Source organism: Streptomyces sp. NPDC058335 (assembly GCF_042723915.1).
GTDB lineage: Bacteria > Actinomycetota > Actinomycetes > Streptomycetales > Streptomycetaceae > Streptomyces.
Window position 1 is genome coordinate 208,415 of sequence record NZ_JBHXHX010000004.1, and the last position, 23,173, is coordinate 231,587.

A 23,173-nucleotide genomic window follows, 5' to 3' on the forward strand; every position below is an offset into this window, starting at 1 on the left:
CGCTGGGGGTGTGGTCCCCCCCCCCGGTTCGCCGGGGCCTGGGGCGCCGGGGGGGGGCCCGCCCGGGGCCGGGGGCTCCCGACCCCGCGGCACCCCCCGGGCCCGTGGTCGTGTCGCCCGCTGGAGCCGGTGCCCCGGTCACTTCTCGACGTGACGCTGGATCCAGTCGGCCGCCGCCCGGCGGAAGATCCGCCGGCTGTCCGCGCGCAGGAAGTCATGGCCCTCGTTGCGCAGCACCAACAGTTCGGCCCCCAGGCCACGCTCGCGGGCGGCGTGTACGAACTGTTCGGATTCGCCGGGCGGCACATTGGTGTCGTGCTCGCCGTGGACGGCGAGAAGCGGCACCCGGAGCGCGTCGATGCGGGTCATCGGGGACAGCGCGTGGAGCAGTTCGCGATCACGCTCCGGATGGCCGTACTTGTGCGCGGCCGATTCCGCGATCCACGGCTCGGTGCCGGCGTAGAAGGTCGCGAAGTCGGACATGCCGCAGGCCGCGACGCCGGTGCGGAAGAGGTCCGGGTGCCAGACCAGGGAGGCCATCACCAGGTAGCCGCCGTACGAGCGGCCCATGACGGCCAGCCGCCGCGGATCGGCGAGCCGGGCCACGACGGCGTGGGCGGCGCAGTCGGCGACGTCCTGGATCGCCGCGAACCGTCCCGCGCCGAGGTCGGCGTCGACGAACGACCGGCCGTGGCCGGATGAGCCGCGCACGTCCGGAGCGAAGACGTCCAGGCCCCGGCCCAGCAACTCGTGGTACAGCGGGCTGAACACGGGCCTTTCCTGCTCCTCCGGTCCACCGTGGAGATGGATCACGCAGGGCGCCGGCTCTCCGCTCCCCCTGCCCGGCGCGCGGTAGTACCAGCCGCTCAGCGGCAGTCCGTCGCGCGCCGTCAGCCGAAGCGGCACGGGACGGACGGGGGGTCGGTCCGGTGGGACGGCGTCCTCGTCCCGGGACGACCACGGAGTGCGCAGCCCGGCACCGTCGGAGAGCCACCACACGCCGGGGCGGCGCTGTGACCCGGACAGTGCCAGTACCAGTCCCGTCCGGCTGTCGGCCTGCGCGATGCGCGTCACCACCTCGTGCGGCAACGGCACTTCCCGCGGCGGGCCCGCCAGGGCGTCCCCGGCACGGGAGTGCGGTGTGACGGCGGCGACTTCCAGCTCACTGGCGCCGCGGACGTTCCAGGCCAGGGCCGCGGTGCGGCCGTCGCGGCCGAAGGCCAGCAGTTCCAGTCCGCAGTCCTCACGCTCCGCGACGACGGTCAGCCCCAGCCTCTCTCCCTCGGGCGAGAGGCGGACGGCGAACAGCGCGGCGAACTCGCGTGCCGCGTCGCTGCGCAGCCACAGCGTCCTGCCGTCCGGCGAGAAACGGCCGACCCACGGATCACCGTCGGCGACGGGCAGCGCGTAGGTGGTCCGCAGGTCGGCGGTGCGGACCACGAGGGCCTCGCGTCGGCCGCGGGGACCCCGGCGGACCAGTGCCAGCTGCCCGTCCTGGCTGAGGTCGCACACCCGCAGGGTGGCGGCGGCGCGCTCGACCGCCAGCAGGGCGGGTGCCGCCGCGCCCTCGGGGTCGACGAGGTAAGCGGCCAGTCCCCCGCCGGCCGTCCCGTCCGACCCGCCCTCACCGTGCGCATACGGCGCTCCCGCGCCATGGCCCGCCTCGACGCCGCCGTACCCGTCGCCGGTGCGGGCGAATCCGGCGCGTACGGCGTCCAGGGCGCGCGCGGCTGCGGCACGCGGGGCGTCCTGCCGCAGCGGCCCGCGGGCGGTGGCGCCGCTTTCCCTTTCCCAGGAGTGGGCGGCGGGACTGGCGTCTCCCCGGTGCGGACTGCCCAGCAGCACGGCCCGGCCGTCCCGGGAGGCCCAGCCGGCCGCGCGTGGGGTGGTGTAGGTGCCGGGATCGGCGAGGCCCGGTTCCTCCTGGGCGAGCCCCGTTGCCGGGTCGCCCGCTCCCCGCGCGAAGACCGGCTCGGCGACGGTGACGGCCAGCGCCGAACCGTCGTGCTGCCAGCAGCCCAGGTGCGCCGAGCTGCCCGGCTCGGCACCGGCGAGGACGCGCCGCCCGGTTCCGTCCGGGCGTACGCACAGCACCTGGGTGTGTTCGCCGCCTCCTGGGGCTGTGGTGTAGGCGATCCAGCGGCCGTCCGGCGACCAGGCCACCTCCTTGACCGGGTGCGGGTCGGAGTCGAGCAGGTGCACCTCGTGTCCGTCGACCGGTCCGGTCCACAGTTGCGGCACGCCGCCGCGGTCGCAGATGAACGCGACGAACCTGCCGCTCGGGTCCACGGACGGATACCAGCAGCCGTGGGAGGTGAGCCGTTGCGGGGTGTCCCGTGGCCCTGCCGTGTCGGGGAGTGGCACCGGCACCGGCCCCGTGGAGGCCGGTACCGGAGCGGAGCCCGCGTCCGCGCGGCCGTCGGACGCAGCCGCCGTCATCACGGGGGCGGCGTCGCCCCAGGACCGCCTCGGCACCCCCTCGGCGTGATCCCTGCCGGGGGCGAGGCCGAGAGGAGGGACTCCGAGCAGGTGCGGCCGGGCTCCCGTCACCCGGTGCGGGCCGTGCGGCCCCTGCGCCCCGGTCACCTGATCCCGTGCGTCTGAAGCCATATCTCCAGCAACGCTACCTGCCACAGTGCGTTCGCCCCACGCCTGGTCCGGTGATCGTCGGGCGCCGACAGAAGCCTGTCCACGTAGGCGTCCTGGAAGACGCCCCGTGACCTGGCCTCGGGAGCCGACAGCGCCTCGCGGACGCGCTCCAGTACGGGGCCCGCCATGTGCTTGACGGCCGGGACCGGGAAGTAGCCCTTGGGCCGGTCGACGACCTCCGCCGGCAGGACCTCGCGGCCGGCCGCCTTGAGGACTCCCTTGCCGCCGTCGGCGAGTTTCAGTTCCGGCGGGCAGGCGGCGGCGAGTTCCACCAGCTCGTGGTCGAGGAAGGGGACCCGGGCCTCCAGCCCCCAGTCCATGGTCATGTTGTCGACGCGCTTGACCGGATCGTCGACGAGCATCACGTGGGTGTCGAGACGCAGCGCCGCGTCGAGGGCCGTCTCGGCGCCCGGATGCGCCATGTGCTCCCGTACGAAGCGGCCGGAAACGTCGTGATCGGGCAGCACGTGGGGCTGAAGGATCCCGGTGAGGTCGGTGTGCGGCCGGTCGAAGTACGTCTCGGCGTACGCCTCGGGCTCGCGCTGCCTCGGGACGGCGGCCAGGTCCGGGTACCAGTGGTAGCCGGCGAAGACCTCGTCCGCGCCCTGACCGCTCTGGACGACCTTCATCTCCTTCGCCACCTGCTCCGACAGCAGGTGGAAGGCCACCACGTCATGGCTGGTCATCGGCTCGCTCATCGCCTCGATCGCCGCGTCCAGCGCCGTCGACACACGATCCGAGGGGACCATCAGCTGGTGGTGGTCCGTCCCGAAGTGCCGGGCGACCAGATCCGAGTAATGGAACTCGTCGCCCTCCTCGCCGCCCTCCGACTCGAAGCCCACGCTGAACGTCGCGAGGTCGCGCTGTCCTTCGTCGGCCAGCAGCGCCACGATCAGGCTGGAGTCGAGGCCGCCGGACAGGAGGACGCCCACGGGCACGTCGGCGACCATACGGCGCCGTACCGCGGTGCGGAGCGCGTCGAGCACGGCGTCCCGCCAGTCGTCGGCGCCCAGGTGCGCGTACTCGTCCCTGCGGGTGTACGACGGCTGCCAGTAGCGGATGTCTCGGTGGCGGCCGTCCGGCTCCACGATGCGCACGGTGGCCGGGGGCAGCTTGCGCACACCGGCCAGGACGGTGCGGGGCGGGGCCACCGTGGCCTGCCAGCTCATGTACTGGTGCAGTGCGACCGGATCGAGCGAGGTGTCGACGCCGCCACCCGCGAGGAGCGCGGGCAGCGAGGACGCGAAACGAAGTCGCCCCGGTGCCTGCGCGAGATAGAGCGGCTTGACGCCCAGCCGGTCACGGGCCAGGACCGTGCGACCTGTGGCCTGTTCGACGATGACGAAGGCGAACATGCCGTACAGGCGGTCGACGCAGGCGGTGCCCCACTGCTGGTACGCCTTGAGCACCACCTCGGTGTCGGAGGCGGAGAAGAAGCTGTGGCCGAGACCCCGCAGTTCCTCACGCAACTCCTGGTAGTTGTAGATGCAACCGTTGAAGACACCGGTGATCCGCCCGGCGGGGTCGGCCATCGGCTGGGCCCCGCACTCCGACAGGTCGATGATCTTCAAGCGGCGGTGCCCCAGTGCGGCAGCGCCCTGCGACCACAGACCCCTGCCGTCCGGTCCCCTGGCGGCGAGCCGGTCGGTCATGCGCTCGACCGCCGCCAGGTCGGGCCGTCCGCCGTCGAAACGAACCTCTCCGCACAGGCCGCACATCAGACCGCACCCCCTCGCGAGCACGAGTACGCGCACGAACGGATCCGGTGCGGGGTGGTACTGCTGCTGGGCATGGTGAACTGCTCTCCTTCATCGGTGGGCGCCGCACGACGGCGGCGCATCGCCGGCGTCATCGCTGCGGCCGCCGGCCGTCGCGGGAGCGACGGGTCGGCACCTGACGTGTTCCGCATGGCCGCGCGGCTGTCAGCCGCCCACGGCTTCCCCCCAGCCCGGTGCCACGACCCCTGCCGGAGCGGCACCGGTCGTCGCGACGGGCCGGCGTACGACCGCTGGTGCGAGGTCGGGTCCGCGCCGGCCACGGGTCTCCGCGACCAGTGTCCCGACGCCCGCGAGCAGTCCCTCCTCCTCGACGACCCCGCGCAGACGGTGCGCGGCGCTTCCGCGGGCCAGGGCTTCGTCCATGAGGGCGCGTACGGTGTCCCAGTCCCCGGCCGCCTCCAGGGCCGGACGCAGCCGGCGGACCATGTCGCGGAGGACCGCGGGTGCGGGCTCGGCGAGCCGGGTGGCGGGGTTGACGAGGTCGCCCTCCAGACCCGCGCGGGCCGCCCGCCAGTCCGCGGCCCGGAGCCACTCGTGCCGTCCGTCGCAGTGGACGCCCCGGTCGGCGGGCTCCTCCAGCCGGGCCCGCGCGTCCTCGACCAGGGCCCGGAACAGCCCGGCGATGAGTACGACCGTCTCGGCGCGCGGGCAGGCGTCGCAGATCCGCAGCTCCAGCGTCCGCTGGTGATCGGACGGCCGTACGTCGTAATAGATCATCCCCGGATCACTGATCACCCCGGAGCGGACCAGGTCCGTGACGGTGGCGTCGTACGCGTCGGCTCCGGCGAAGCAGCCGGTCGGTCCGGAGGTGGGCCACCGCTGCCACAGCATCGCGCGCCAGCTGGCGTATCCGGTGTCCGTGCCGAGCCAGAACGGTGAGCTGGCGGACAGGGCCAGCAGCGGGGGCAGCCACGGCGAGACCGCGCACATGATCCGTACGGCCGTGTCCCGATCGGTCACGTCGACGTGCACCTGGGCGCTGCACACGAGGTGTTCGTCGGCGACCTGCCGGTATTCGTCGGCCATGTGCCGGTAGCGGGGGTCGGGGGTGGCACCGCCCGAGGCCACTCGCGCGAGAGGCACGGTCCCCGCCGCCACGACGGCCAGACCGAGACCGGAGGCCGCCGCGTCGAGCCTCAGCCGTGCCCTGACCACGTCGGCGTGCAGGGAGTCCAGCGAGGCGTGCACCCGGCTGTTCCACTCCACGGCGGACCGCTGTAGCTCGGCGGTGAAATCGGACCTGAGGCGCAGGCGGCCGAGGACCGCGTCGGCGCGTGGTACCAACAGCCCGCTCTCGATGTCCAGCACATGGAATTCTTCCTCTACCCCTATCCGAACGGCCACGGCTCTCCCTCATCCGCACCGGACGATCGCCCGCCCGGTCGGAGACCCGCGGCGACCACTGCCCACGACGAGTTCCCGACAAATGCATAAATAAGCCTTGGCGGTGCACCTTTGTGGTGTCGCTGTCGCACATGAGCGGCGGCCGGGTGCGGGCGCCGACCCCCGCGCGATCCAGGAAAGGGGGCCCGGCGCCGACGCAGGAGTAGCGTGAGGAGCACAGGCCACGCCACGCCGACTGTTGGCCGGCGCCAGGAGTGGACGCACTGGAGGTTGTTCCTGCGGACCTTGGACTCCGTCGACCCCGGTGGCACGACAGATGCCGACCAACGGGGCCCGGGGCCTTGCGAAGGAACACGCGATGAACGCCGATGACGCGTACGACGGCAGCCGTATCACCCAGTGGCTGCTGGAAACCGACTCCCTCGAAGACTTTCTCCAGACTCTGGCCGACGCCGCCCTGGAGCTGTCCGGCGCCGAGGGTGCCGGAGTCACCCTGGAGCGCGACGGCCGGCCCGTCACCGTGGTCAGCGCAGGACCCGTGGCAGCCAAACTGGACGAGAAGCAGTACGGGCAGGACGACGGCCCCTGCCTCCAGGCCCTGCGTACCGACGCGGAGGTCTCCGTCCCCGACATGCTCGACGAGGACCGCTGGGGCGACTACCCCGCCTACGCCGTGTCCTGCGGGATCCGCTCCTCCTTCTCCCTGCCGATCGCCGCCCACACCCACACCGCCGGTGCGCTGAACCTCTACGCCGGTCCGCCCCGTGCGTTCCAGCGGACCGACCTCGCCGCTCTGCGGTCCCTGGCCGCGCAGGCCACCGGCGGCATCGCCCTGGCCCAACGCATCAGCGACACCCAGGAATTCGCGGAGCAGCTGAAGACCGCCATGCGGTCCCGCAGCGTCATCGACCAAGCCCTCGGCGTGGTCATGGGCCAACGCCGCTGCACCGCCCACGAGGCCTTCGACATCCTGCGCACGGCCTCCCAGCACCGCAACATCAGACTCCGCGACCTCTGCGCCGAACTGATCACCAACCTGACGGGCAGCCCCCCGACCAGCCCCGAACTGCGGCCCCGGCCCTGACAGCACAGGGCTTGGCCCACGGCGTCACAGAGCCATCAGACCGGCTGTCGTCCCCCTGAAGCCGCAGGCGCCGAAGTAGAACGCACCCAGGTGCTCCTCGAAGTCGACGTGCAGCCATTCGCACTGTGCGGCACGGGCTTCCTCGGCTGCCGTGGCGACGAGCGCGGCACCGATTCCTCGCGCTCGGCAACGCGGTGCGACCACCGTGTCCAGAACGAAGGCGTGAACCCCACCGTCCCAGGCGACGTTGACGAAACCGATCAGGGAGTGACCGCCGGACCGTTCCCCTCAGCCCTCACCTCGTACTGGCCAGCCCGTCGGGTGCGTGCGGGTGGTGGCGTCAGCGTCTGCTGGACGACCGAGCAGTGGGCAGGGGTCTGGGCGAGGCGGAAAATCCTCGGTACCCGATCTCCGTGGACGCCGCACACCCGCACGCCTCGGGCGTCCGCGCCTGAGTACGCGTACCTAGGCGGATCGTGTCGCTCGGCTCAGTCGCGGCCGATCTTCGTCCGCCACGATGACATGGCCCCACCCCGCGTCGAAAGAGGTACTCATGGGCCATGACCTACAGCTGCGCGCTGCCACCGCGGAGGATCTCGAGTGGATCCACGAACTGCGCCACCGGGTGTACGCACAGGAGTTGGGTCAGCATGCGCCGAATCCGGCCGGGCGGCTTCGCGACGGGCTGGACGGTGACAACGTCTATCTGGTCGCGGCGCGGGGTGCGGCCCGCATCGGCTTCATCAGCGTCACTCCTCCATGGTCGGGCCGGTACGCGCTGGACAAGTACCTGACCCGCGACGAGTTGCCGCTGCTGACCGAGGACGACGTGTTCGAGGTGCGCATCCTCACCGTCGAGCCGCGCCGGCGGGCCGGCGCGGCGGCCCCGCTGCTGATGTACGCGGCGCTGCGCTGGATCGCCGCCCGGGGTGGTCGCAGGCTGGTGGCGATGGGGCGTACCGAGCTGCTCGACATGTATCTGGCCGCGGGCCTGCGCCCGGTCGGCCGTACCGTGCGCAGTGGTGCGTTGACGTTCGAGGTGCTGACCGGCGACGTGAGCGAGCTGACGAGGGTCACGATGGACCGTTACCGCACCTTGGTGGAGCGGCTGCGGTCCGCGGTGGACTGGCGGCTGGATGTGCCGTTCGCGCCCGGGACCGACGGCTGCGAGCACGGCGGCGCCTCGTTCACCGCCATCGGCACGGACTTCCGTAGCCTGCACCGCCGCCATGAGGTCGTCGCGGCCGACGTACTGGACGCCTGGTTCCCGCCGGCCCCCGGCGTGCGGGCGGCGCTCGCGGAGGATCCGGCCTGGGCGGCCCGGACGTCGCCGCCGACCGGCGCCGAGGGCCTGCTGGCGGAGATCGCCGCGGCCCGGGGGCTGCCGGCCGAGACGCTCGCGGTCGGCGCCGGATCGTCCGACCTGATCTTCAGGGCGTTCGGCCGGTGGCTGACCCCGCAGAGCAGGGTGCTTCTGATGGACCCGGGCTACGGCGAGTACGCCCACGTCACGGAGAGGGTGATCGGCTGCCGGGTGGACCGGTTCCGGTTGCGCCGCGAGGACGGCTGGCGGATCGATCCGGCCCGGCTGTCCGCCGCCGTCGGCTCCGGCCGCTACGACCTCGTCGTGGTCGTCAACCCGAACAACCCGACCGGCCGCCACGCGCCGGCCGCGGACCTACGCGCCCTGATCGCCGCCGCACCGGCCCGGACCCGCTGGTGGATCGACGAGGCGTACCTGGGATACGTCGACCCGGCCGAGTCGCTCGCCGGCCTCGCCGCGACGGACCCACGGGTGGTGGTCTGCACCTCTCTGTCGAAGATGTACGCACTGTCCGGCATGCGGGCCGCGTACCTGGTGGCCGAGCCCGACACCGCCGCTCAGCTACGCCGTTGGACGCCGCCCTGGCCGGTCAGCCTCCCCGCGCAGCTGGCCGCTGTGGCAGCCCTGCGCGACCCGGTCTACTACAGCGGTTGTTGGCTTCGCACGCACACGCTGCGAAGCCAACTGGCGGCCGAACTGGCAGAGTTGAACGAGACGGTGGTGGTCGAGGAGTCGGTGGCGAACTTCCTCGGCGTGACCCTGCCGGCCGGCGGGCCGAGCGCCGCTCGACTCGTCAGCGAGTGCCGCCGCCACGACGTGTACCTGCGCGACCTGTCGCCGCTGTCGTCGCTCTACCAGGGGCGCACCGTGCGCATCGCGGTCAAGGACACCGCCGAGAACGCACGCATCGTGGCCGCGTTCCGGGCCGCGCTGGATCTGCTGCCGCCGCCGCGTCCGGCCACCCGGGTCTCGGTGTCCGAGGGCGTTTCCGCAGCCGGTCACGCCCGGTGATCACGGTTGCTTCGCTGGCGCCCTACCTCGGTGGGGCACTGGCGCTCAGCGGCGTCGCCGTGGCGGCCTCCCGGCGCCGCGAGCTGCGGATCCGGTGGTGTGCCTGGGCCGTCGGGGTGCCGCTGGTCACCGGTGCGTTCTGGCTGGGCCGCCCGGGAACGGCGGCCATCGCCATCGCCGTCGCGGTGATCGCCGTGCTGGAGTACGGCGGGCTGATGCGGCTGGGCCGCGCGGACCGGTTGGTGCTGGCCGCGGCGGTGGCAGGGGTCGTACTGGCCGTGTGGCTGGCGCCCGGACAGGTGCTCCGGGTGGCCGCGATCGGCGCGCTCGCGGTGGCCGCGGTGCCGCTGCTGGCCGGGGACGCCGATCGTGGCCTGCACCGGCTCGGGGCGGGCCTGCTGGGACTCGCCTGGTTGAGTGCGCTGGCCGCGCTGGTGCCGCTCGGGGCGAGCGCGCTCGCGCTGTTCGTGGCGGTCTCGGTCGCCGACATCGTGGCGTACTTCGCCGGACGCAGGCTCGGCGGGCCCCGGCTGTCGCCGCTGTCGCCTGCCAAGCGGTGGAGCGGGACCCTGGCGGGGGCGGCGGCCGGGCTCGGCGCGCTCGTCGTGCTGTCCGCGTTCAGCTGGCCCATGGCGGTGGCGGTCGCGGTCGGCGGCCCGGCCGGAGACCTCCTCGAATCCATGATCAAGAGGGGTGCCCGGGCAAAGGACACCGGCCGCTGGCTGCCCGGCTCCGGCGGTCTCCTCGACCGGATCGACTCCCTGCTCGTCGCGCTGGCCGTGCTGCTCGTCCTGCGTTGAGCCCTGGACGGACCACACGGGCGTAGACCGCGGCGAACCTCACCGGTCACCTGCGTATCGGCCGCGGCGTTTCGGCCACGCTGTCGAGCCTGCTCGCTCCCGCCGCCCCAGGGCGGGCGCGTCCCGCGTCCCCGCCTCCCAGGGAACCCGCTTCGTCCGAAACACGTGTGTTCGATATCGACGCCCGTCTCGTTGACCCCGGTGCCGCCGCCTTCAGCGCCATCGACCGCACAGGGAGACGTACCGTTGACCCCCACCGCAGCCCAGGACGGTGCCGCCGTCACACCGCCGCCACCCGCCGAGATCACCTATTCCGGGCAGTACTCCGTCAACCCCCTCGGCCAGGTCGGCTTCCGGGCCTTGTGCACCCAACTCCCCGCGGTTCTGGGGCGGATCGCCGCCATGGCCTGGCGCATCGACCACCGGGCCGTACGGCTGCTGGTCGCCTGCCAGCTGATCACCGGCGTGTCCGCCGCCGTGCTGCTGGCGGCCACCGCGCGGGCCATGCGACCCCTCCTCGGCGCCGGTCCCGTCTCCGACCGCCTGCACGAGGCGCTTCCGGCGCTCGTCACCGTCGCGTCCGCCGCAGCCGCCGCCAGAATCTCGCTGGCCGTGGCCGCCTATGCCGAGCGGCGCATCACCCCCCGGCTGACGACCGAGACCGACTCCTCGCTGGTCGAGGCGGTCTGCCGGGTCGAGGCGGCGGCGTACGCGGGCGACGGCTTCTCCGACCGGCAGGAGGCGGCCGAGATGGGCGTGACACGCACGCACGTGATGGTCATGGACGCCCAGCGGTTCATGTCCGCCCTGATCAGGATGGTCACGGCCGGCGGCGTGCTGTCCGTGCTCAACCCGCTGATGCTGCCGCTGCTCCTGCTGGCCGTGGCCCCGGCGGGCGTGGGAGCGGTCCTGACCGCCCGGGTCGACTACGAGATCCACTACGCCAACGTCGCCGACCGCAACGTCCGCGGCATGATGCGCTGGTGGGCGACCACACCGAAGTACGGGGACGAGGTCCGCGCCAACGGCATGACCGACTACCTCCTGTACTGGTACCGGGCCCTGTCGGAGCGGGTCGACCGGCGTTCCCTCGCAGCCGCTCCCCGCACTCTGCGCATCGCCCTGCTGTCCTCCCTCGTCGGCGGAGCGTTCCTCGCCGCCACCTGGGGCGTGCTGGCCTGGCTCGCCGTCACCGGACGGATCGCACCGGCCGTCGCCGCCACCGCGGTCGTCGCCGTGCAGACGACGCTGGCGGCGCTGTCGCAGGTCGTCATCAACGGGGCCGCCGTCTTCCACACCAGTCTCTACCTCAGCGACACACAGGCGTTCTTCGACGACGCCGCCCGGCGGGCTCCCCGGCGCGGCCCGGCGACCGTGGGCACACCGGTCGAGGAGATCCGCCTCGAGCAGGTCACCTACCGGTACCCCGGGAAGGACAGGCCCGCCGTCGACGCTGTCTCCCTCACCCTCCGCCGCGGGGAGATCCTCGCCATCGTCGGCGTGAACGGTTCCGGCAAGAGCACCCTGACCCGTCTGATCACCGGCATCTACCTGGCGGACAAGGGCCGCGTCACCTGGAACGGCACCGATCTGGCCCACGCCGACCCGGCCACCGTGTGGAACCGCACCGGCCTCGTACCGCAGATCTTCGCCCAGTGGCCCCTGCGGGCGCGGGAGAACGTCACCCTCGGCCGGCCCAGGAGCCACGACGACGGCGAGGTGTGGGACGCGGTCGACGCCGTCGGCATGCGCGAGGCGATCGAGGACCTGCCCGCCGGACTCGACACGCTCCTCGCCCGCGAGATCTTCGGCGGCGCCGAACTCTCCGGCGGCCAGTGGCAACGCCTCGCCTGCTCCCGCGCCCTGTACCGGCGCCCGCCCCTGCTGATCCTCGACGAACCCACCTCGCAGATGGACCCGCGCGGCGAACACGGCATCTTCGAGAAGATCAAGGCCATCTCCGCCGACCGGATCACCATCGTCGTCACCCACCGCCTGGAGAACACCAGGATCGCCGACCGCATCATCGTCATGGACGAGGGCCGCCTCACCGAACAGGGCACCTACGACGACCTCGTCCACGGCGACGGGACCTTCGCCGACCTGCTACGACTGTCCCGGGACCGGTGACCCGTGACCGATGCCCGCCGGGCCGGAGCCGTGATCAGCCGCTGTCCTCCGGGGTCACGCCACCGTGAACCCGTGTCTTCACGACGCGCGCTTGGCTGGTGCCGATATCGCTGGTGGTCCTGCGGCTCACTCGTCGCGAGCACGCTGGTCGCCGACGGGTCCCTCGGCGCCGCCGTCGCCCTGCTGCCGGCCTTCGCTCCGTTCCGGGCCCCCGACGCCACAGGCGTCACCCGGCACCACCGGTGCATGGGCGAGCATCGGCCACATCGCGGTGAAGTCCCGCACCGGGGTTTCCGGTTCGGTGAGGCGGTCAGCGGTGAGCGGGGTCCACGCCTTCGCCGTCTCCGATTCCTGATCTCCCGGGCCGCCCGGCCGCCGCCTCTCCCCCGCCACTCCCGGGCAACGGCGAAACACCGCGTGAACAGGCCGGACGTGGAGCCGTGAACAGCCGACCGGACATCTTCCGGTCGCCACCCGGGCACGGCAGAATCACCGCATGGCGATCATCGAGAGCGCGCGGCCCACGCACAGCCACCCGGTCGCCCTCGCACGAGGGTTTCTGACAGGTGGGGTCAGCGGAGCGTCGCTGGCCGCTCTCGTCGTCGGCACCGTCATCGAGCGTGTGCCGCTGTTCGTCGGCGGACTGGTCCTGCCCGCGGTCTACGGCCTGCTCCTCCACCTGGCCGGTGTCCCGCGGCGCGCCAGGGAGGCGGCCGTCACACCCAGCACGGCACTCGCGATGATCGAGGACCTCAAGGCCATCGGGGGCGAAACGGGCGACATACCGGTCCGGTTCGAGCTGACGGTCGCTCCTGACGACGCGTCGGCGTACCGCGTCGAGACCACGCAGCACATCAATCTCGTCGACCTCCCCGACTACCGGCCGCGTGGCATCGTCGTGGTCCGGTACCCGCCGGACCGGCCGTGGAAAGTCGAGATCGTGGAACGGCCGACAGCGGAATGGCGGAGCCGGGCGGCCGGCGCCCGTCTCGACTCCGCGGCCGGGCCTGCCATGGTGAGCGAGCCCCCCGAGGGCTACGCGTTCGGCTTCGTCGCCCTCCTCGGCCTGCTGCTCGGCGCCGCCGCCGTGATCCTGCTGTTCCGGACCGACCTGTTCGACCAGGAGGACGCGGCGAAGCCTCCCTCTTCCGACAGACCCTCCGTGACCCAGACGTCGTCCACGACAGTCACCTCGTCGGCGACCGGCACGGTCACCATCGGCCCCGGCCGGTCGATGCTCGACAAGGGCGAACTACGCCGTGCCATCGACTCCCTGACCAAGGACGACGTGCAGCGCACGGCACTCACGGTCGTCGTACAGGAACGCCTGTTGTCGGTGGTGTTCACCCCCACCGGCGCCGGTGCGGCCCCCAACTTCGCCCCGCGTTCCCTGCCCTACGAGCGTTTCCCCGCCCTGGTCGAGGAGGCCACCGGCCTCGGCGTCGGCTCACCGCAGTCCTGGCAGCTCACCGCCGACCGCCTCACCGGCGCGCTCACCATCAGGGTCAGTGCGACCGGCCCGGACGGCACCGCCTCGCTGGAGACCGACGCCCAGGGCAGGGTGGTACGGCGCGTCCCCGCGTCCTGACCGCAGGCCGGCGAGCCCCCCGCCTCCGGGTTCGCGGCACCCCTAGCCGATCGGAACGGCCTGTCCCGTCACGCGTGTGCGCGTGCTCCGGGGGTCGACGTCGATCAGCAGGTCGCTGGGGCGGCCCATGTCCTCTCCTTGCCGGATGGCGATCCTGGTCGGGGCGGTGACGAGGCCGAGTGCGCGGAGGTATCCGCCGAACGCCGCGGCGGCGGCTCCGGTGGCCGGGTCCTCCACCACGCCACCGACCGGGAACGGGTTGCGGGCGTGGAAGCGTTCCGGCGACTCGCGCCACACCAGTTGGAGGGTCGTCCAGTCGTGACGGCGCATCACCTCGGCAAGGCCGTCGAAGTCGTAGTCCAGGGACGCCAGGCGCGTCCGGGTGGCGGCGGCCAGGACCAGGTGGTCGTTGCCGCCGAACGCGACGTGCGGGGGCAGCGTCGGGTCCAGGTCGTCGGCCTCCCACCCCAGGGCCTTCAGTGCCGCGTCCAGTTCGGTGCTCTCGGCGGGGCGGGAGCGGGTGGCGACGCTGGTGAGGGTGGCCAGCACGGCGCCGTCCTCCGACGCGGTGGCCACCGGGATCTCGCCCGCCGGGGTGTCGAGGACGATCTCGCCGGGGCCCGTCCGCTCGGCGAGGGCGACGGCCAGGGCGACGGTCGCGTGCCCGCAGAAGGCGACCTCGGCCAGCGGGCTGAAGTAGCGGACGCCGAACCGTCGGTTCGATTCGTCGCGGCTGGTGACGAACGCCGTCTCGGAGTAGCCGACCTGGGCGGCGATGGCGAGCATCGTCGCGTCGTCGAGGCCGCCGGCGTCGAGCACGACACCGGCGGGATTGCCTCCCGTCGGATCGTGCGTGAAGGCCGTATAGCGCAGGATCTCCACGGGCGGCTGGGCGTCGTTGACGGGGATCGTCCCATCGGCGTCGGTGCTCATGCCTCTACGCTGCCATCCTCTGTCGATCGAGTCCAACGATTGATTTCGTTCCCATCCATCGCCATACCGAATAGCTCCGGATAGCCTGAGCCCGTGGACACCCGCCTGCTGCACACCTTCACGGCACTCGCCCGGACGGGCAGCTTCACGGCCGCCGCCGCCGAGCTGCATCTGGCCCAGTCCACGGTCACCGTCCACATCCGCGCCCTGGAACGGGAACTCGACGCCCGGCTGTTCGACCGGCTGCCCACAGGTGCGCTGCTCACCGAGACCGGTCGGCGGCTGCTGGAGAGAGCCGAGGACGTACTCGACGCCGTGGCGCGGCTGCGGGGAGAGGGCGACGGTGCCGGGGCCCCAGGGGGACGAGTCGTCGTAGGCACGCCCGAGTCGCTGTGCACCACTCGGCTGCCGGGGGTGGTCGCCACCCTGCGCACGAGCCACCCCGAGGTGGATGTCCGGCTGTATGCCGGCGGCACCGCGCAGTGCGTCGAGGGACTGCGGTCCGGGCGCCTGGACGTGGCCCTGCTACTGGAGGACGAAACCGATTTCCCCGATGTGACGACCGAGGCGATCGCCCGCGAGCCCCTCGCCTTCGTCTGCGCTCCCGGCCATCCGCTCGCCGCACGGGCCGACGCGCCGGCCTGGGCGGAACTCGCTGCCGAGAGCATCTTCCTGCTGGAGCAAGGCTGTTCCTACAGTGATGAGCTGGAACGGCGCCTGCTGGCTGTGCCCGGCGCCCGGCCGCGCCTGACCCGGTTCGGGAGCGTGGACGCGGCACGCTCTTGCGTAGCCGCCGGACTGGGAGTGACGCTGCTGCCCCTGACGACCGTGCGGGATCACCTCCGCGACGGACGGCTGGTACGGCTCGCGGGACCGCCCTTCGCCGATGCTCCGGTGCGGCTGGCCCGGCATCGCAGACGGTGGACGTCACCGGCCGCCCGGACGTTCGTCCAGGAACTGGTGCGGCAGTTGCCCGACTGACGGGCCGGGACCATCGCGCTTGACGGTCTCCTCAGAAAGGGTCCCTGCGGCTACCCTCCTTCACCGACTGCGCCGTACCGCCTTCCGGCTGTTGCCCAGGGGCGGCCGTCCGGCGACGGTCTCGTTCGCAAGCGATGAGGCGAGGAGGCCAAGGCCGGGCCGCTGATGTGGCGGGCGAGCCGGTGCGCCGTACGGCGCCGATCCGGATGTGGTCGAAAAGGCCCAGAAGAGGGCTCTACTCGCCCCCGGTGGCCTTGTCCACCAAGGCTCCGTAGGCCAGTTGGAGCGCGTCCGCCCCGGCCAGCGCGGTGAGCGCCCCCATGGCTGTCCGTGTGGCGCGGGGCCAGAGCAGCTGGCCCCCGGTCAGGGTCGCGGCAACCCAGACGCTCATGCAGAACGGGCAGGTCAGCAACTCGCCGACGGCGTCCTGGCCGTCGTCGGCGCGTGACTCCTCGTGCAGTTCGGCCGGGCCCTGCGGACCGACGTACCGCGTGAAGGGAGCCCGCAGCGGACTGGTCACCGATGCCTTGCTGAGCAGTCGGCTCAGCCGGAAGGTGGCCACGGCGGCCAGGACCACGTCCCAGGGCTCCGGCCGGTCGGGCAGCGGACGCCCGCGGAGCCGCACCGCTGTCGCCCAGGCGGCCGTGTACGTGCCGAATCCCGCCATGGCCGCCAGATAGCCGCCCAACGGCCGTTCGTGCCCTGCCGAATAGTCGCGTTTTGCACCTAGGAGGAGGCTCTCCAGGCGTCTTGCGAGGCGGCTGTCAGCTCCTGTGCCCATCATGAGTGCCCGTTCCTGTGCCGTTCGTTCGCCGGTCGGTCCCGCCGTTGTTCGTGCGCCCTCGCCGTTCCGGTTCGACTCGTCCGGGGGCCGGACGCCGGTCGTGGTGGATGCGGCTGTCGGCATCCAGGTCCCCACCAGGGCGTCCGGCAAACCGAGCCGTCCGGGGGGCGGGTGGTGGTGCGTCCTCGCTCTCAGCCGCCCGGCCGGATGACCGCACGTACGCAGCCGTCGGACTTGTGCTTGAACATGTCGTACGCCCTCGGTGCCTCGTCCAGCGTGACGGTGTGGGTCGCCAGGTGCGATGTGCTCATTTCTCCCGCCGCCACGCGTTCGAGCAGCATCGGGATGTAGCGCTGGCCGTGCATCTGGGCGCCGCGTACGGTCAGGCCCTTGTTGATCACCGCGCCGAGGGGGAACTTGTCCACGGCACCGGCGAAGACGCCCAGGATGAATACCGTCCCCGCCTTGCGGCAGGCGTGGATGGCCTGCCGAACGGCGGTGGGACGGTCCGTCTGGAGCCGCAACTGCTGCTTGACCTGGTCGTACAGGTGCACCGGGCTGTCGCTGTGGGCCTCCATGCCGACCGCTTCGATGCACACGTCCGGTCCCCGGCCACCGGTGCGTTCGCGCAGTTCGGCCCCGACGTCGGTGGCCGTGTAGTCGATGACCTCGCTGCCGACGTACCGCTCGGTCATCTCCAGCCGCTCGGGAATCCGGTCGATGGAGATCACCCGCTCCGCGCCCAGCAGGATGGCGGCGCGCGCCGCCATCTGCCCCACGGCCCCGCAGCCCCACACGGCGACGACGTCCCCGGGTTTCACGCCCGCGAGGTCGGCGCCCATCCATCCCGTGGGGACCGAGTCCGACACGAACAGCGCGCTGGTGTCGTCGACGCCCTCCGGGACGGGGAAGGCTCCGTAGTCCGCGAACGGCACGCGCACATACTCGGCGTGACTGCCGCGCAGCCCGCCCATGGCATGCGAGTAGCCGAAGATTCCGCCGGTGTCGGCGCCGAAGAGGGCCTGTCCGATGCCGGGGTTGGTGTTGGTGTTGTCGCACAGCGACCACAGGTCGTTGGCGCAGTACCAGCAACGGCCGCAGCCGACGAACGAGCAGACGACCACCCGGTCGCCCACCTTGTGGCGCCGCACTGCGGCACCGACCTCGACGACCTCGCCGAGGAACTCGTGACCGATGACGTCCCCGGACCGCATGAAGGGGATGTATCCACCGATGAGATGCAGATCCGAGCCGCAGGTGGTTCCCGCGATCAGTCGTACGATCACGTCCTGGTCGTTGCGCAGGACCGGATCGGGCACCTCCTCCACGGCGAGCTTGTTGACGCCTTCCCAGCACAGAGCCTTCACAGCACACCCTCCCCGCCCGCGCGCCTGGTCAGCAGCCCGACGAGTCTCCCGCCGGGGGTGTCGTGCGTGGTGGGTGGCACGTCGGGCCGCAGCACCTCGCCCGCCTCCAGCAGCGCCTTCGCCTCACGCAGGGCGCGGCGCAGATTCTGGCGCGGGTCCTGACCGGCGAGCCGTGCGGGCACCGAGCCCGAGGTGCCCGGCTGTGTTTCCCTGAGGCGTACGGCCAGCTCCGTGCCCCGGCCACCGGGTGCGGGGTGGATCCGCGTCTCGATCCGGTCGCCGTACTCCTGGAGCGGTGCCGGCAGCTTGTCGGGCTGGATGTCACTGGGCCCACGGTTGATCGTCACCGTCAGCCAGCGGTCGGTGGCGGCCGGATCCGCCGGACGCGCCGTCGAGCGCCGTACGACGACGGCCCCGGCGGCGAGCGCGGCAGCGGCCGCCCACAGTGATTTCCTGGAAGTCATCGGCGTCACGTCCCATCGCGGCTGTGCCTTCCTCCGGCGGCGCATCGATGAGCGCCGGTGCGCGGCGAGTACCCCGGCAGCGCGTTGCATGCCCACGGTGGTGCCCGCCGGTCGGGTGACTACCTCCGGGCCGGTGCGGCGCGGGCGCCGTGCTCCGGTGCCGGCGACGTCAGGCTGGGCTGAGGCTCACGTCCTCCCCTACCGGAGAGTGATCTCCTCGCCAGGGGGGACACGCCTACCCACCATCGACCGCCTTGGAGGCACGAGTGACCTTCAATCCCCTGGAACAGCGCGGTATCCCGCTGGACCGGCAGATCAGGAACTGGCGCGAACTGAACGTCGCCCCCATCGATCCCGACCACTGCGACCCGTACACCCGCTGCCGCATCATCACGATGAACGGCATCGAGGTCGAGGCGATCATGTTCAGCCACCAGCTGGCTCGGAACACCGTCGATCCCGAGGTGAAACGCCAGCTGGCTCAGACGCGGTACATCGAGGCGCAGCAGCAGAAAGCGGTCAACTGGTTGTTGCCCGGCGTGTCGTCGGTGCTGGAGACGACGATCGCCTACGAGCAGGTGGCAGTGGACCTCACCGCCTGGGTCGCCCGCATGGAGCCGGACCCGTATCTGAAGCAGGCGTACCAGTTCGGCGTCCTGGAGGACTTCGACCACCTGTACCGGTACGCGAACCTGTACGAGATGATCGAGCACCGCAAGGCCGAGTCGATCGTCGAGGGCCTGACCGAGGTCATGCCGGGCCGGCCGACGAAGTTCCACCACCGCCACCCGGCCGACAACGTCCGGGACCCGTACGCCAAGGACGAGACCAACCCGCTGTCGAAGCTGCACGCGCTGACGATCATGTCCGCGGAACAGCAGACCATGAACTTCTACATGAACACCGGCCCCACCTACATGGAGCCGATCGCCCGCCAGCTCTACCAGGAGATCGGCCTCATCGAGGAGGAGCACGTCACGCACTACGAGTCGCTGGTCGACCCTGGCGAGACGTGGTGGGAGCAGCTCGTCAACCACGAGTACAACGAGTGCTACCTCTACTACTCCTTCATGGAGCAGGAGAGCGACCCGAAGGTGAAGGCGATCTGGGAGCTGCACCTCAACCAGGAGCTGGAGCACCTGCACATCGCCTGTGACCTGATGCGCCGTCACGACGGGCGGGACCCGGAGTCGGTGCTGGCACCGCAGCTGCCCGACGTCCTGACCTTCGAGCCGAACAAGGCGTATCTGCGGGAGCTGCTCGACACGCAGATCGACCTGACAACGCTCGGTGCCGGGTACGTCCGCGACGCACACGAGCGCTTCGAGAAGATGCAGGAGCAGATCCACGGCGGCGAGGAGCCGCCCAGCGAGCGGGTGATGACGCAGCACGACGAGATGTTCGGGCGCGAGTACCGCATCGAAACCGAGGGCGAGCATCCCGATCCCGCCCTGCGCGAGAAGTGAGGGGACCGGTCATGTCCGAGCTTCACACCCCGCAGGCCGGCGACGACGCCGCCCCCGACGTCGACGTGGTGGCCCTGCTGATGCGGCAGCACGGAGACATCCGCAACCTCTTCGACGAGGTCGAGGCCACGACGGGAGACGCCCGGCAGGAGGCCTTCCGCCGCCTGGTACGGCTCCTCGCCGTCCACGAGACGGCCGAGGAGGAGGTCGTACACCCGTTCGTTCGCCGCAATGTCGCAGGCGGCGATGAGGTGGTCGAGGCCCGTCTCGCGGAGGAGCGGTCGGCCAAGGAGACGCTGAGCGACCTGGACGAGATGGACACGGGCGACCCGAAGTTCATGCCGCGGCTGCTGGCGCTGCGCAGCGAGGTCCAGGAGCATGCCCGCGCGGAGGAACGCTACGAGTTCATCCACATCCGGCGCAGTGCCGACACGGCGGCCCTCGCGTCTCTGGCCAGAGGCGTCAAGGCGGCCGAAGCCATGGCACCCACCCGGCCCCATCCGGGCGTGGAGTCCGCGACGGCCAACGTGGCGCTCGGCCCGGTCGCCGCTCTGATGGACCGCACCCGCGACGCCGTCCGCACGGCCATGGGCCGCGACTGACCTAGTGCGTCCGGCCGACGGCGACATGTTCGCCGTTACGGCAGCCCACCTGACGGAGGGCCCCGCCGCACTGAGGCGGGCCCTCCCGGGGAACGCGGTTCGGACTGTCTCGAGTCGAACACGCGCTGTCAGCGGCGGTGGGACGATCCGTCGTCGGTGTCCGGCTCCCGATCGGCGCGCTCCTCGGTCTCGACACCTTCCAAGGGATTGCCCGCCGCCGTGCCCCTATCCGCCTGGTAACCCTCCTTGGCACTGGCGGTGCCCGGTACGGACCGCTCCTGCGGCGGGCTCTCCGCACCCGAGTGGGCCCCCGGCTCCTCCTGGCTGCGCGCCCGGTCGTAGCGGTCCCCGCGGTGATCCTTCTGGCCGGTCATGGCTACCTCCCAGCGGCGTTCGGCTGGGCCGGGTTCCCTGCGGCGGACGCGGGAAACAGCGACCGCGCATCAGGCGGCCGGGTCCGCACCGGGCCGGCGCACCACCGTGAGCAGGTCCTCCTGCCCGGCCACCGCCTCCAGGGACAGCGTGCGGTATCCGGCCTGGTCGAACAGCACCGTGATGCGGTCCAGGTCCTCACTGAGCACGGTGCCCTCCCCCCATCGCTCGTGCCGCACTTCGGTGCCGACGGGGTAGGCGGCCGCCGAGGGGTGAGCGGTCCGCTCCTCCCTACCGTCCTCGGGTACCTCCTCGTCGCACCCGTCGCAGTTCCCGCACGGCGCTGCGTAGGCCTCACCGAAGTAGCCGAGCAGGAAGTACCGTCTGCAACCGGTGGTCTCGGCGTACGCCCGTGCCATCTCGACCCGCGACCGGTCGGTCCGGCGATGCCCCTCCGCGGCCTTCTCCGCCTGCTCGGTGGCCCGGCGGCGGGACACGCCCGGCGCGGGACGTACCTCGCCCTCCTCCCCCGTCGCGACGGCGTCGGCCTCCTCCAGCAGGTTCACCGCCGCGGTGACCCGGTTCCTCGACAGGCCGGTCTCCCGACGCAGTCCATCCAGGTCGGCGGGGTCCGCGCGGTGACCGTGGACGGCCTCGACCACGTCGGACAGGGCGCCCCGGCCCGGACTGCGGCCGGCGAAGTAGGACTGCATGCCGGTGTCGTCGGGCCGGTAGTGCAGGACGGCGAGAGCCGGACGTCGGTCTCTGCCACAGCGGCCGATCTCCTGGTAGTAGGCGTCCAGGGAGCCCGGCAGCGACGCGTGCAGGACGAACCGTACGTCCTCCTTGTCGATGCCCATGCCGAACGCCGAGGTCGCCACCACGACGTCCGCCGTGCCGGAGAGGAAGGCGTCATGGATCCGGGCGCGTTCGGAGGCCCGCAGCCCGGCGTGGTAGCTCTCGGCGGCCAGTCCCAGAGAGGCCAGTTCCGTGGCGTAGTACTCGCTGTCCTTGCGGGTCGCGGCGTACACGATGCCCGGCTTCGGCTCGGCCGCGGCCCGCTCGACCACGGCCCGGCGCCGGTCGGCCTCGTCCAGGAAACGGCGGACCTCGAGCCTGATGTTCGGCCGGTCGAAGCCGGTCACCATCACCCGCGGTCGGCGCATGCCCAGCCGTTCGGCGATCTCCTTGCGCACCGGCGGGGCGGCGGTCGCGGTCAGGGCCAGCACCGGTGGGCCGCCCACACGCCGTACGGCCTGTGCCAGCCGGAGGTAGTCGGGGCGGAAGTCGTGCCCCCACGAGGACACGCACTGGGCCTCGTCCACCACGAACAGAGCGGGGCGCGCCTCGGCCAGCCGTTCCACCACCTCGTTCTTGGCCAGTTGTTCCGGAGACAGGTACAGAAAACGGGCCTCGCCCCGGCGCACCGCCTCCCAGGCGGCCGCCGTGCCCGCAGCACCGAGGTCGGAATTGACCGCGACGGCGCCGGGCACGCGGTCGCCGTCCGGCAGACCGGCGATCTGGTCACGCTGGAGGGCCAGCAGCGGCGACACCACGACGACCGGTCCGGACAGCATCAGGGCGGGGACCTGGTACACGGCGGACTTGCCGGACCCGGTCGGCATGACGACGAGGGTGTCCTCACCTTCCAGCACCCATTCCATGGCCGTGAGCTGCTCGGGCAGGAGTCTCTCCCAGCCGAACACGTCCGCGGCGATCCGGCTCAGGCGCTTCGCCCGGTCGTCCGCTGTCCCCGGCCCTTCGCGTCGTCCCATGTTCCGCTCCCTGGTGGCTCGGGGCGGGCGCGTGCACGGGGTGGGCAGCGCCTGCCGCACCCCTGAGTACCCGCAGGCCCTGCGGACGATGCGGTGACCGTGCCGACCGCGCTCACGCGGGCACAGGACGGGCTCGGCGACGGCAAGGACTCACCCGCCAGGGGCAACGATCCGCCGGTCAGACCCTTGGGCACCGGCCGGACACCTGCCGCTGCCGGCGACCTTCATGACTCGTGCCGCGCCCGCTCACCCGCCTCCAGGCGATCCAACGCCGCGCTGGTCGATTCCTTGCTGCGGATCAGCTTCCACGTCTCGACTCCGCACTCCGCCACCGCAGTCACGCCCGCGAGGAAGAGCAACACGCGCAGGGGAAGCCACCAACCCTCCCGGACGGAGGCGACACCCATCATGGCCACGCCCATCAGCAGAGGCCACCCGGCCCTGCGCAGCCACAGCTCGATCCCGTCCCACATCGCCACGCCTCTCCTCTTCGCGCACCCGTGCGGGCGACCGGGGAGAAGCATAGGAGACACGGTGAACCAGTCCTGCGCGACCGCCGAAAGCGGTTGATCTCGGTTTCCCCCGGGCGACCTGATCGCGACGAGTCCGACCTCGAAGTCTTCGTCGGCAGCCAACTCCTCGGCCCCGGCGCCGACTTCGACCCGAGGGCCGGATGGTTCGGACCCGTACGACGACGGTCGTACGGTACGGCGGTGAGGGC

The 23,173-nt window shown here is 72.0% G+C and carries 18 protein-coding genes and 1 pseudogene; 8 read left to right on the forward strand and 11 right to left on the reverse strand.

The window, feature by feature from the left end:
- Positions 1-138: 138 nt before the first annotated feature.
- From ACFWJX_RS09010 to ACFWJX_RS09020, 3 genes are all read right to left on the reverse strand, one after another.
- Positions 139-2,610: a S9 family peptidase gene (locus tag ACFWJX_RS09010; RefSeq protein ID WP_383239026.1), complete on the reverse strand. Its 2,472-nt coding sequence runs from the start codon at positions 2,608-2,610 to the stop codon at positions 139-141.
- Positions 2,583-4,367: an N-acetylglutaminylglutamine amidotransferase gene (locus ACFWJX_RS09015; RefSeq protein ID WP_383239689.1), complete on the reverse strand. Its 1,785-nt coding sequence runs from the start codon at positions 4,365-4,367 to the stop codon at positions 2,583-2,585. The genes ACFWJX_RS09010 and ACFWJX_RS09015 overlap by 28 nt, the downstream gene beginning before the upstream one ends.
- Positions 4,368-4,571: 204 nt before the next feature.
- Positions 4,572-5,771: a glutamate--cysteine ligase gene (locus tag ACFWJX_RS09020; protein ID WP_383239028.1), complete on the reverse strand. Its 1,200-nt coding sequence runs from the start codon at positions 5,769-5,771 to the stop codon at positions 4,572-4,574.
- A 358-nt stretch (positions 5,772-6,129) separates the two neighbouring features.
- Between ACFWJX_RS09020 and ACFWJX_RS09025 the strand changes: the two genes are divergently transcribed.
- Positions 6,130-6,855 carry a GAF and ANTAR domain-containing protein gene (locus ACFWJX_RS09025; RefSeq protein WP_383239031.1) on the forward strand — a complete coding sequence of 242 codons (726 nt, stop codon included), beginning with the start codon at positions 6,130-6,132 and terminating at the stop codon, positions 6,853-6,855.
- A 24-nt stretch (positions 6,856-6,879) separates the two neighbouring features.
- On the opposite strand, the pseudogene ACFWJX_RS09030 reads toward ACFWJX_RS09025, so the two are convergent.
- Positions 6,880-7,122, reverse strand: a pseudogene (locus ACFWJX_RS09030) (GNAT family N-acetyltransferase); the annotation flags it as partial.
- Between the two features lie 286 nt (positions 7,123-7,408).
- On the opposite strand from ACFWJX_RS09030, the gene ACFWJX_RS09035 reads away from it, so the two are divergent.
- From ACFWJX_RS09035 to ACFWJX_RS09050, 4 genes are all read left to right on the forward strand, one after another.
- A complete protein-coding gene (locus ACFWJX_RS09035) occupies positions 7,409-9,190 on the forward strand; it encodes an aminotransferase class I/II-fold pyridoxal phosphate-dependent enzyme (RefSeq protein ID WP_383239034.1) in 1,782 nt (593 codons plus the stop codon).
- Entirely contained in the window at positions 9,187-9,990 is an 804-nt protein-coding gene (locus ACFWJX_RS09040) for a phosphatidate cytidylyltransferase (protein WP_383239036.1), read from the forward strand. Before ACFWJX_RS09035 ends, ACFWJX_RS09040 begins: the two co-directional genes overlap by 4 nt.
- A gap of 246 nt (positions 9,991-10,236) precedes the next feature.
- Positions 10,237-12,120: an ATP-binding cassette domain-containing protein gene (locus ACFWJX_RS09045; protein WP_383239039.1), complete on the forward strand. Its 1,884-nt coding sequence runs from the start codon at positions 10,237-10,239 to the stop codon at positions 12,118-12,120.
- A gap of 496 nt (positions 12,121-12,616) precedes the next feature.
- Positions 12,617-13,708, forward strand: coding sequence for a hypothetical protein (locus ACFWJX_RS09050; protein WP_383239042.1), 1,092 nt, complete (start codon positions 12,617-12,619; stop codon positions 13,706-13,708).
- Between the two features lie 42 nt (positions 13,709-13,750).
- Here the strand turns inward: ACFWJX_RS09050 and ACFWJX_RS09055 are convergent, their stop codons facing one another.
- Positions 13,751-14,641, reverse strand: coding sequence for a PhzF family phenazine biosynthesis isomerase (locus tag ACFWJX_RS09055; RefSeq protein WP_383239044.1), 891 nt, complete (start codon positions 14,639-14,641; stop codon positions 13,751-13,753).
- Positions 14,642-14,734: 93 nt separating this feature from the next.
- Here ACFWJX_RS09055 and ACFWJX_RS09060 point away from each other — a divergent pair, with 93 nt between their 5' ends.
- Positions 14,735-15,622, forward strand: coding sequence for a LysR family transcriptional regulator (locus ACFWJX_RS09060; RefSeq protein WP_383239047.1), 888 nt, complete (start codon positions 14,735-14,737; stop codon positions 15,620-15,622).
- A 235-nt stretch (positions 15,623-15,857) separates the two neighbouring features.
- Here the strand turns inward: ACFWJX_RS09060 and ACFWJX_RS09065 are convergent, their stop codons facing one another.
- From ACFWJX_RS09065 to ACFWJX_RS09075, 3 genes are all read right to left on the reverse strand, one after another.
- Positions 15,858-16,403 carry a DUF1360 domain-containing protein gene (locus tag ACFWJX_RS09065; protein WP_383239692.1) on the reverse strand — a complete coding sequence of 182 codons (546 nt, stop codon included), beginning with the start codon at positions 16,401-16,403 and terminating at the stop codon, positions 15,858-15,860.
- Positions 16,404-16,597: 194 nt separating this feature from the next.
- Complete coding sequence (locus ACFWJX_RS09070) at positions 16,598-17,773, reverse strand: zinc-dependent alcohol dehydrogenase (protein WP_383239050.1); 1,176 nt, start codon at positions 17,771-17,773, stop codon at positions 16,598-16,600.
- Entirely contained in the window at positions 17,770-18,237 is a 468-nt protein-coding gene (locus ACFWJX_RS09075) for a hypothetical protein (RefSeq protein WP_383239053.1), read from the reverse strand. Before ACFWJX_RS09075 ends, ACFWJX_RS09070 begins: the two co-directional genes overlap by 4 nt.
- 266 nt (positions 18,238-18,503) lie before the next feature.
- Here ACFWJX_RS09075 and ACFWJX_RS09080 point away from each other — a divergent pair, with 266 nt between their 5' ends.
- Together ACFWJX_RS09080 and ACFWJX_RS09085 are read left to right on the forward strand one after the other, a co-directional pair.
- A complete protein-coding gene (locus tag ACFWJX_RS09080) occupies positions 18,504-19,703 on the forward strand; it encodes a hypothetical protein (protein ID WP_383239055.1) in 1,200 nt (399 codons plus the stop codon).
- An 11-nt stretch (positions 19,704-19,714) separates the two neighbouring features.
- Entirely contained in the window at positions 19,715-20,305 is a 591-nt protein-coding gene (locus ACFWJX_RS09085) for a hemerythrin domain-containing protein (protein ID WP_383239058.1), read from the forward strand.
- Positions 20,306-20,433: 128 nt separating this feature from the next.
- Here ACFWJX_RS09085 and ACFWJX_RS09090 read toward each other — a convergent pair whose 3' ends face one another.
- The 3 genes from ACFWJX_RS09090 to ACFWJX_RS09100 form a co-directional block, all read right to left on the reverse strand.
- Positions 20,434-20,679, reverse strand: coding sequence for a hypothetical protein (locus ACFWJX_RS09090; RefSeq protein ID WP_383239061.1), 246 nt, complete (start codon positions 20,677-20,679; stop codon positions 20,434-20,436).
- Positions 20,680-20,748: 69 nt separating this feature from the next.
- Complete coding sequence (locus ACFWJX_RS09095) at positions 20,749-22,452, reverse strand: RecQ family ATP-dependent DNA helicase (protein ID WP_383239064.1); 1,704 nt, start codon at positions 22,450-22,452, stop codon at positions 20,749-20,751.
- A gap of 224 nt (positions 22,453-22,676) precedes the next feature.
- Complete coding sequence (locus ACFWJX_RS09100) at positions 22,677-22,931, reverse strand: hypothetical protein (protein WP_383239067.1); 255 nt, start codon at positions 22,929-22,931, stop codon at positions 22,677-22,679.
- Positions 22,932-23,173 lie beyond the last annotated feature (242 nt).

Coding starts and splice junctions, on each gene's coding strand:
- ACFWJX_RS09010 (WP_383239026.1), bottom strand. CDS start 2,610: ATGGCTTCAGACGCACGGGATCAGGTGACCGGGGCGCAGGGGCCGCAC.
- ACFWJX_RS09015 (WP_383239689.1), bottom strand. CDS start 4,367: ATGTGCGGCCTGTGCGGAGAGGTTCGTTTCGACGGCGGACGGCCCGAC.
- ACFWJX_RS09025 (WP_383239031.1), top strand. CDS start 6,130: ATGAACGCCGATGACGCGTACGACGGCAGCCGTATCACCCAGTGGCTG.
- ACFWJX_RS09035 (WP_383239034.1), top strand. CDS start 7,409: ATGGGCCATGACCTACAGCTGCGCGCTGCCACCGCGGAGGATCTCGAG.
- ACFWJX_RS09050 (WP_383239042.1), top strand. CDS start 12,617: ATGGCGATCATCGAGAGCGCGCGGCCCACGCACAGCCACCCGGTCGCC.
- ACFWJX_RS09055 (WP_383239044.1), bottom strand. CDS start 14,641: ATGAGCACCGACGCCGATGGGACGATCCCCGTCAACGACGCCCAGCCG.
- ACFWJX_RS09065 (WP_383239692.1), bottom strand. CDS start 16,403: ATGGGCACAGGAGCTGACAGCCGCCTCGCAAGACGCCTGGAGAGCCTC.
- ACFWJX_RS09075 (WP_383239053.1), bottom strand. CDS start 18,237: ATGACTTCCAGGAAATCACTGTGGGCGGCCGCTGCCGCGCTCGCCGCC.
- ACFWJX_RS09085 (WP_383239058.1), top strand. CDS start 19,715: ATGTCCGAGCTTCACACCCCGCAGGCCGGCGACGACGCCGCCCCCGAC.
- ACFWJX_RS09090 (WP_383239061.1), bottom strand. CDS start 20,679: ATGACCGGCCAGAAGGATCACCGCGGGGACCGCTACGACCGGGCGCGC.
- ACFWJX_RS09095 (WP_383239064.1), bottom strand. CDS start 22,452: ATGGGACGACGCGAAGGGCCGGGGACAGCGGACGACCGGGCGAAGCGC.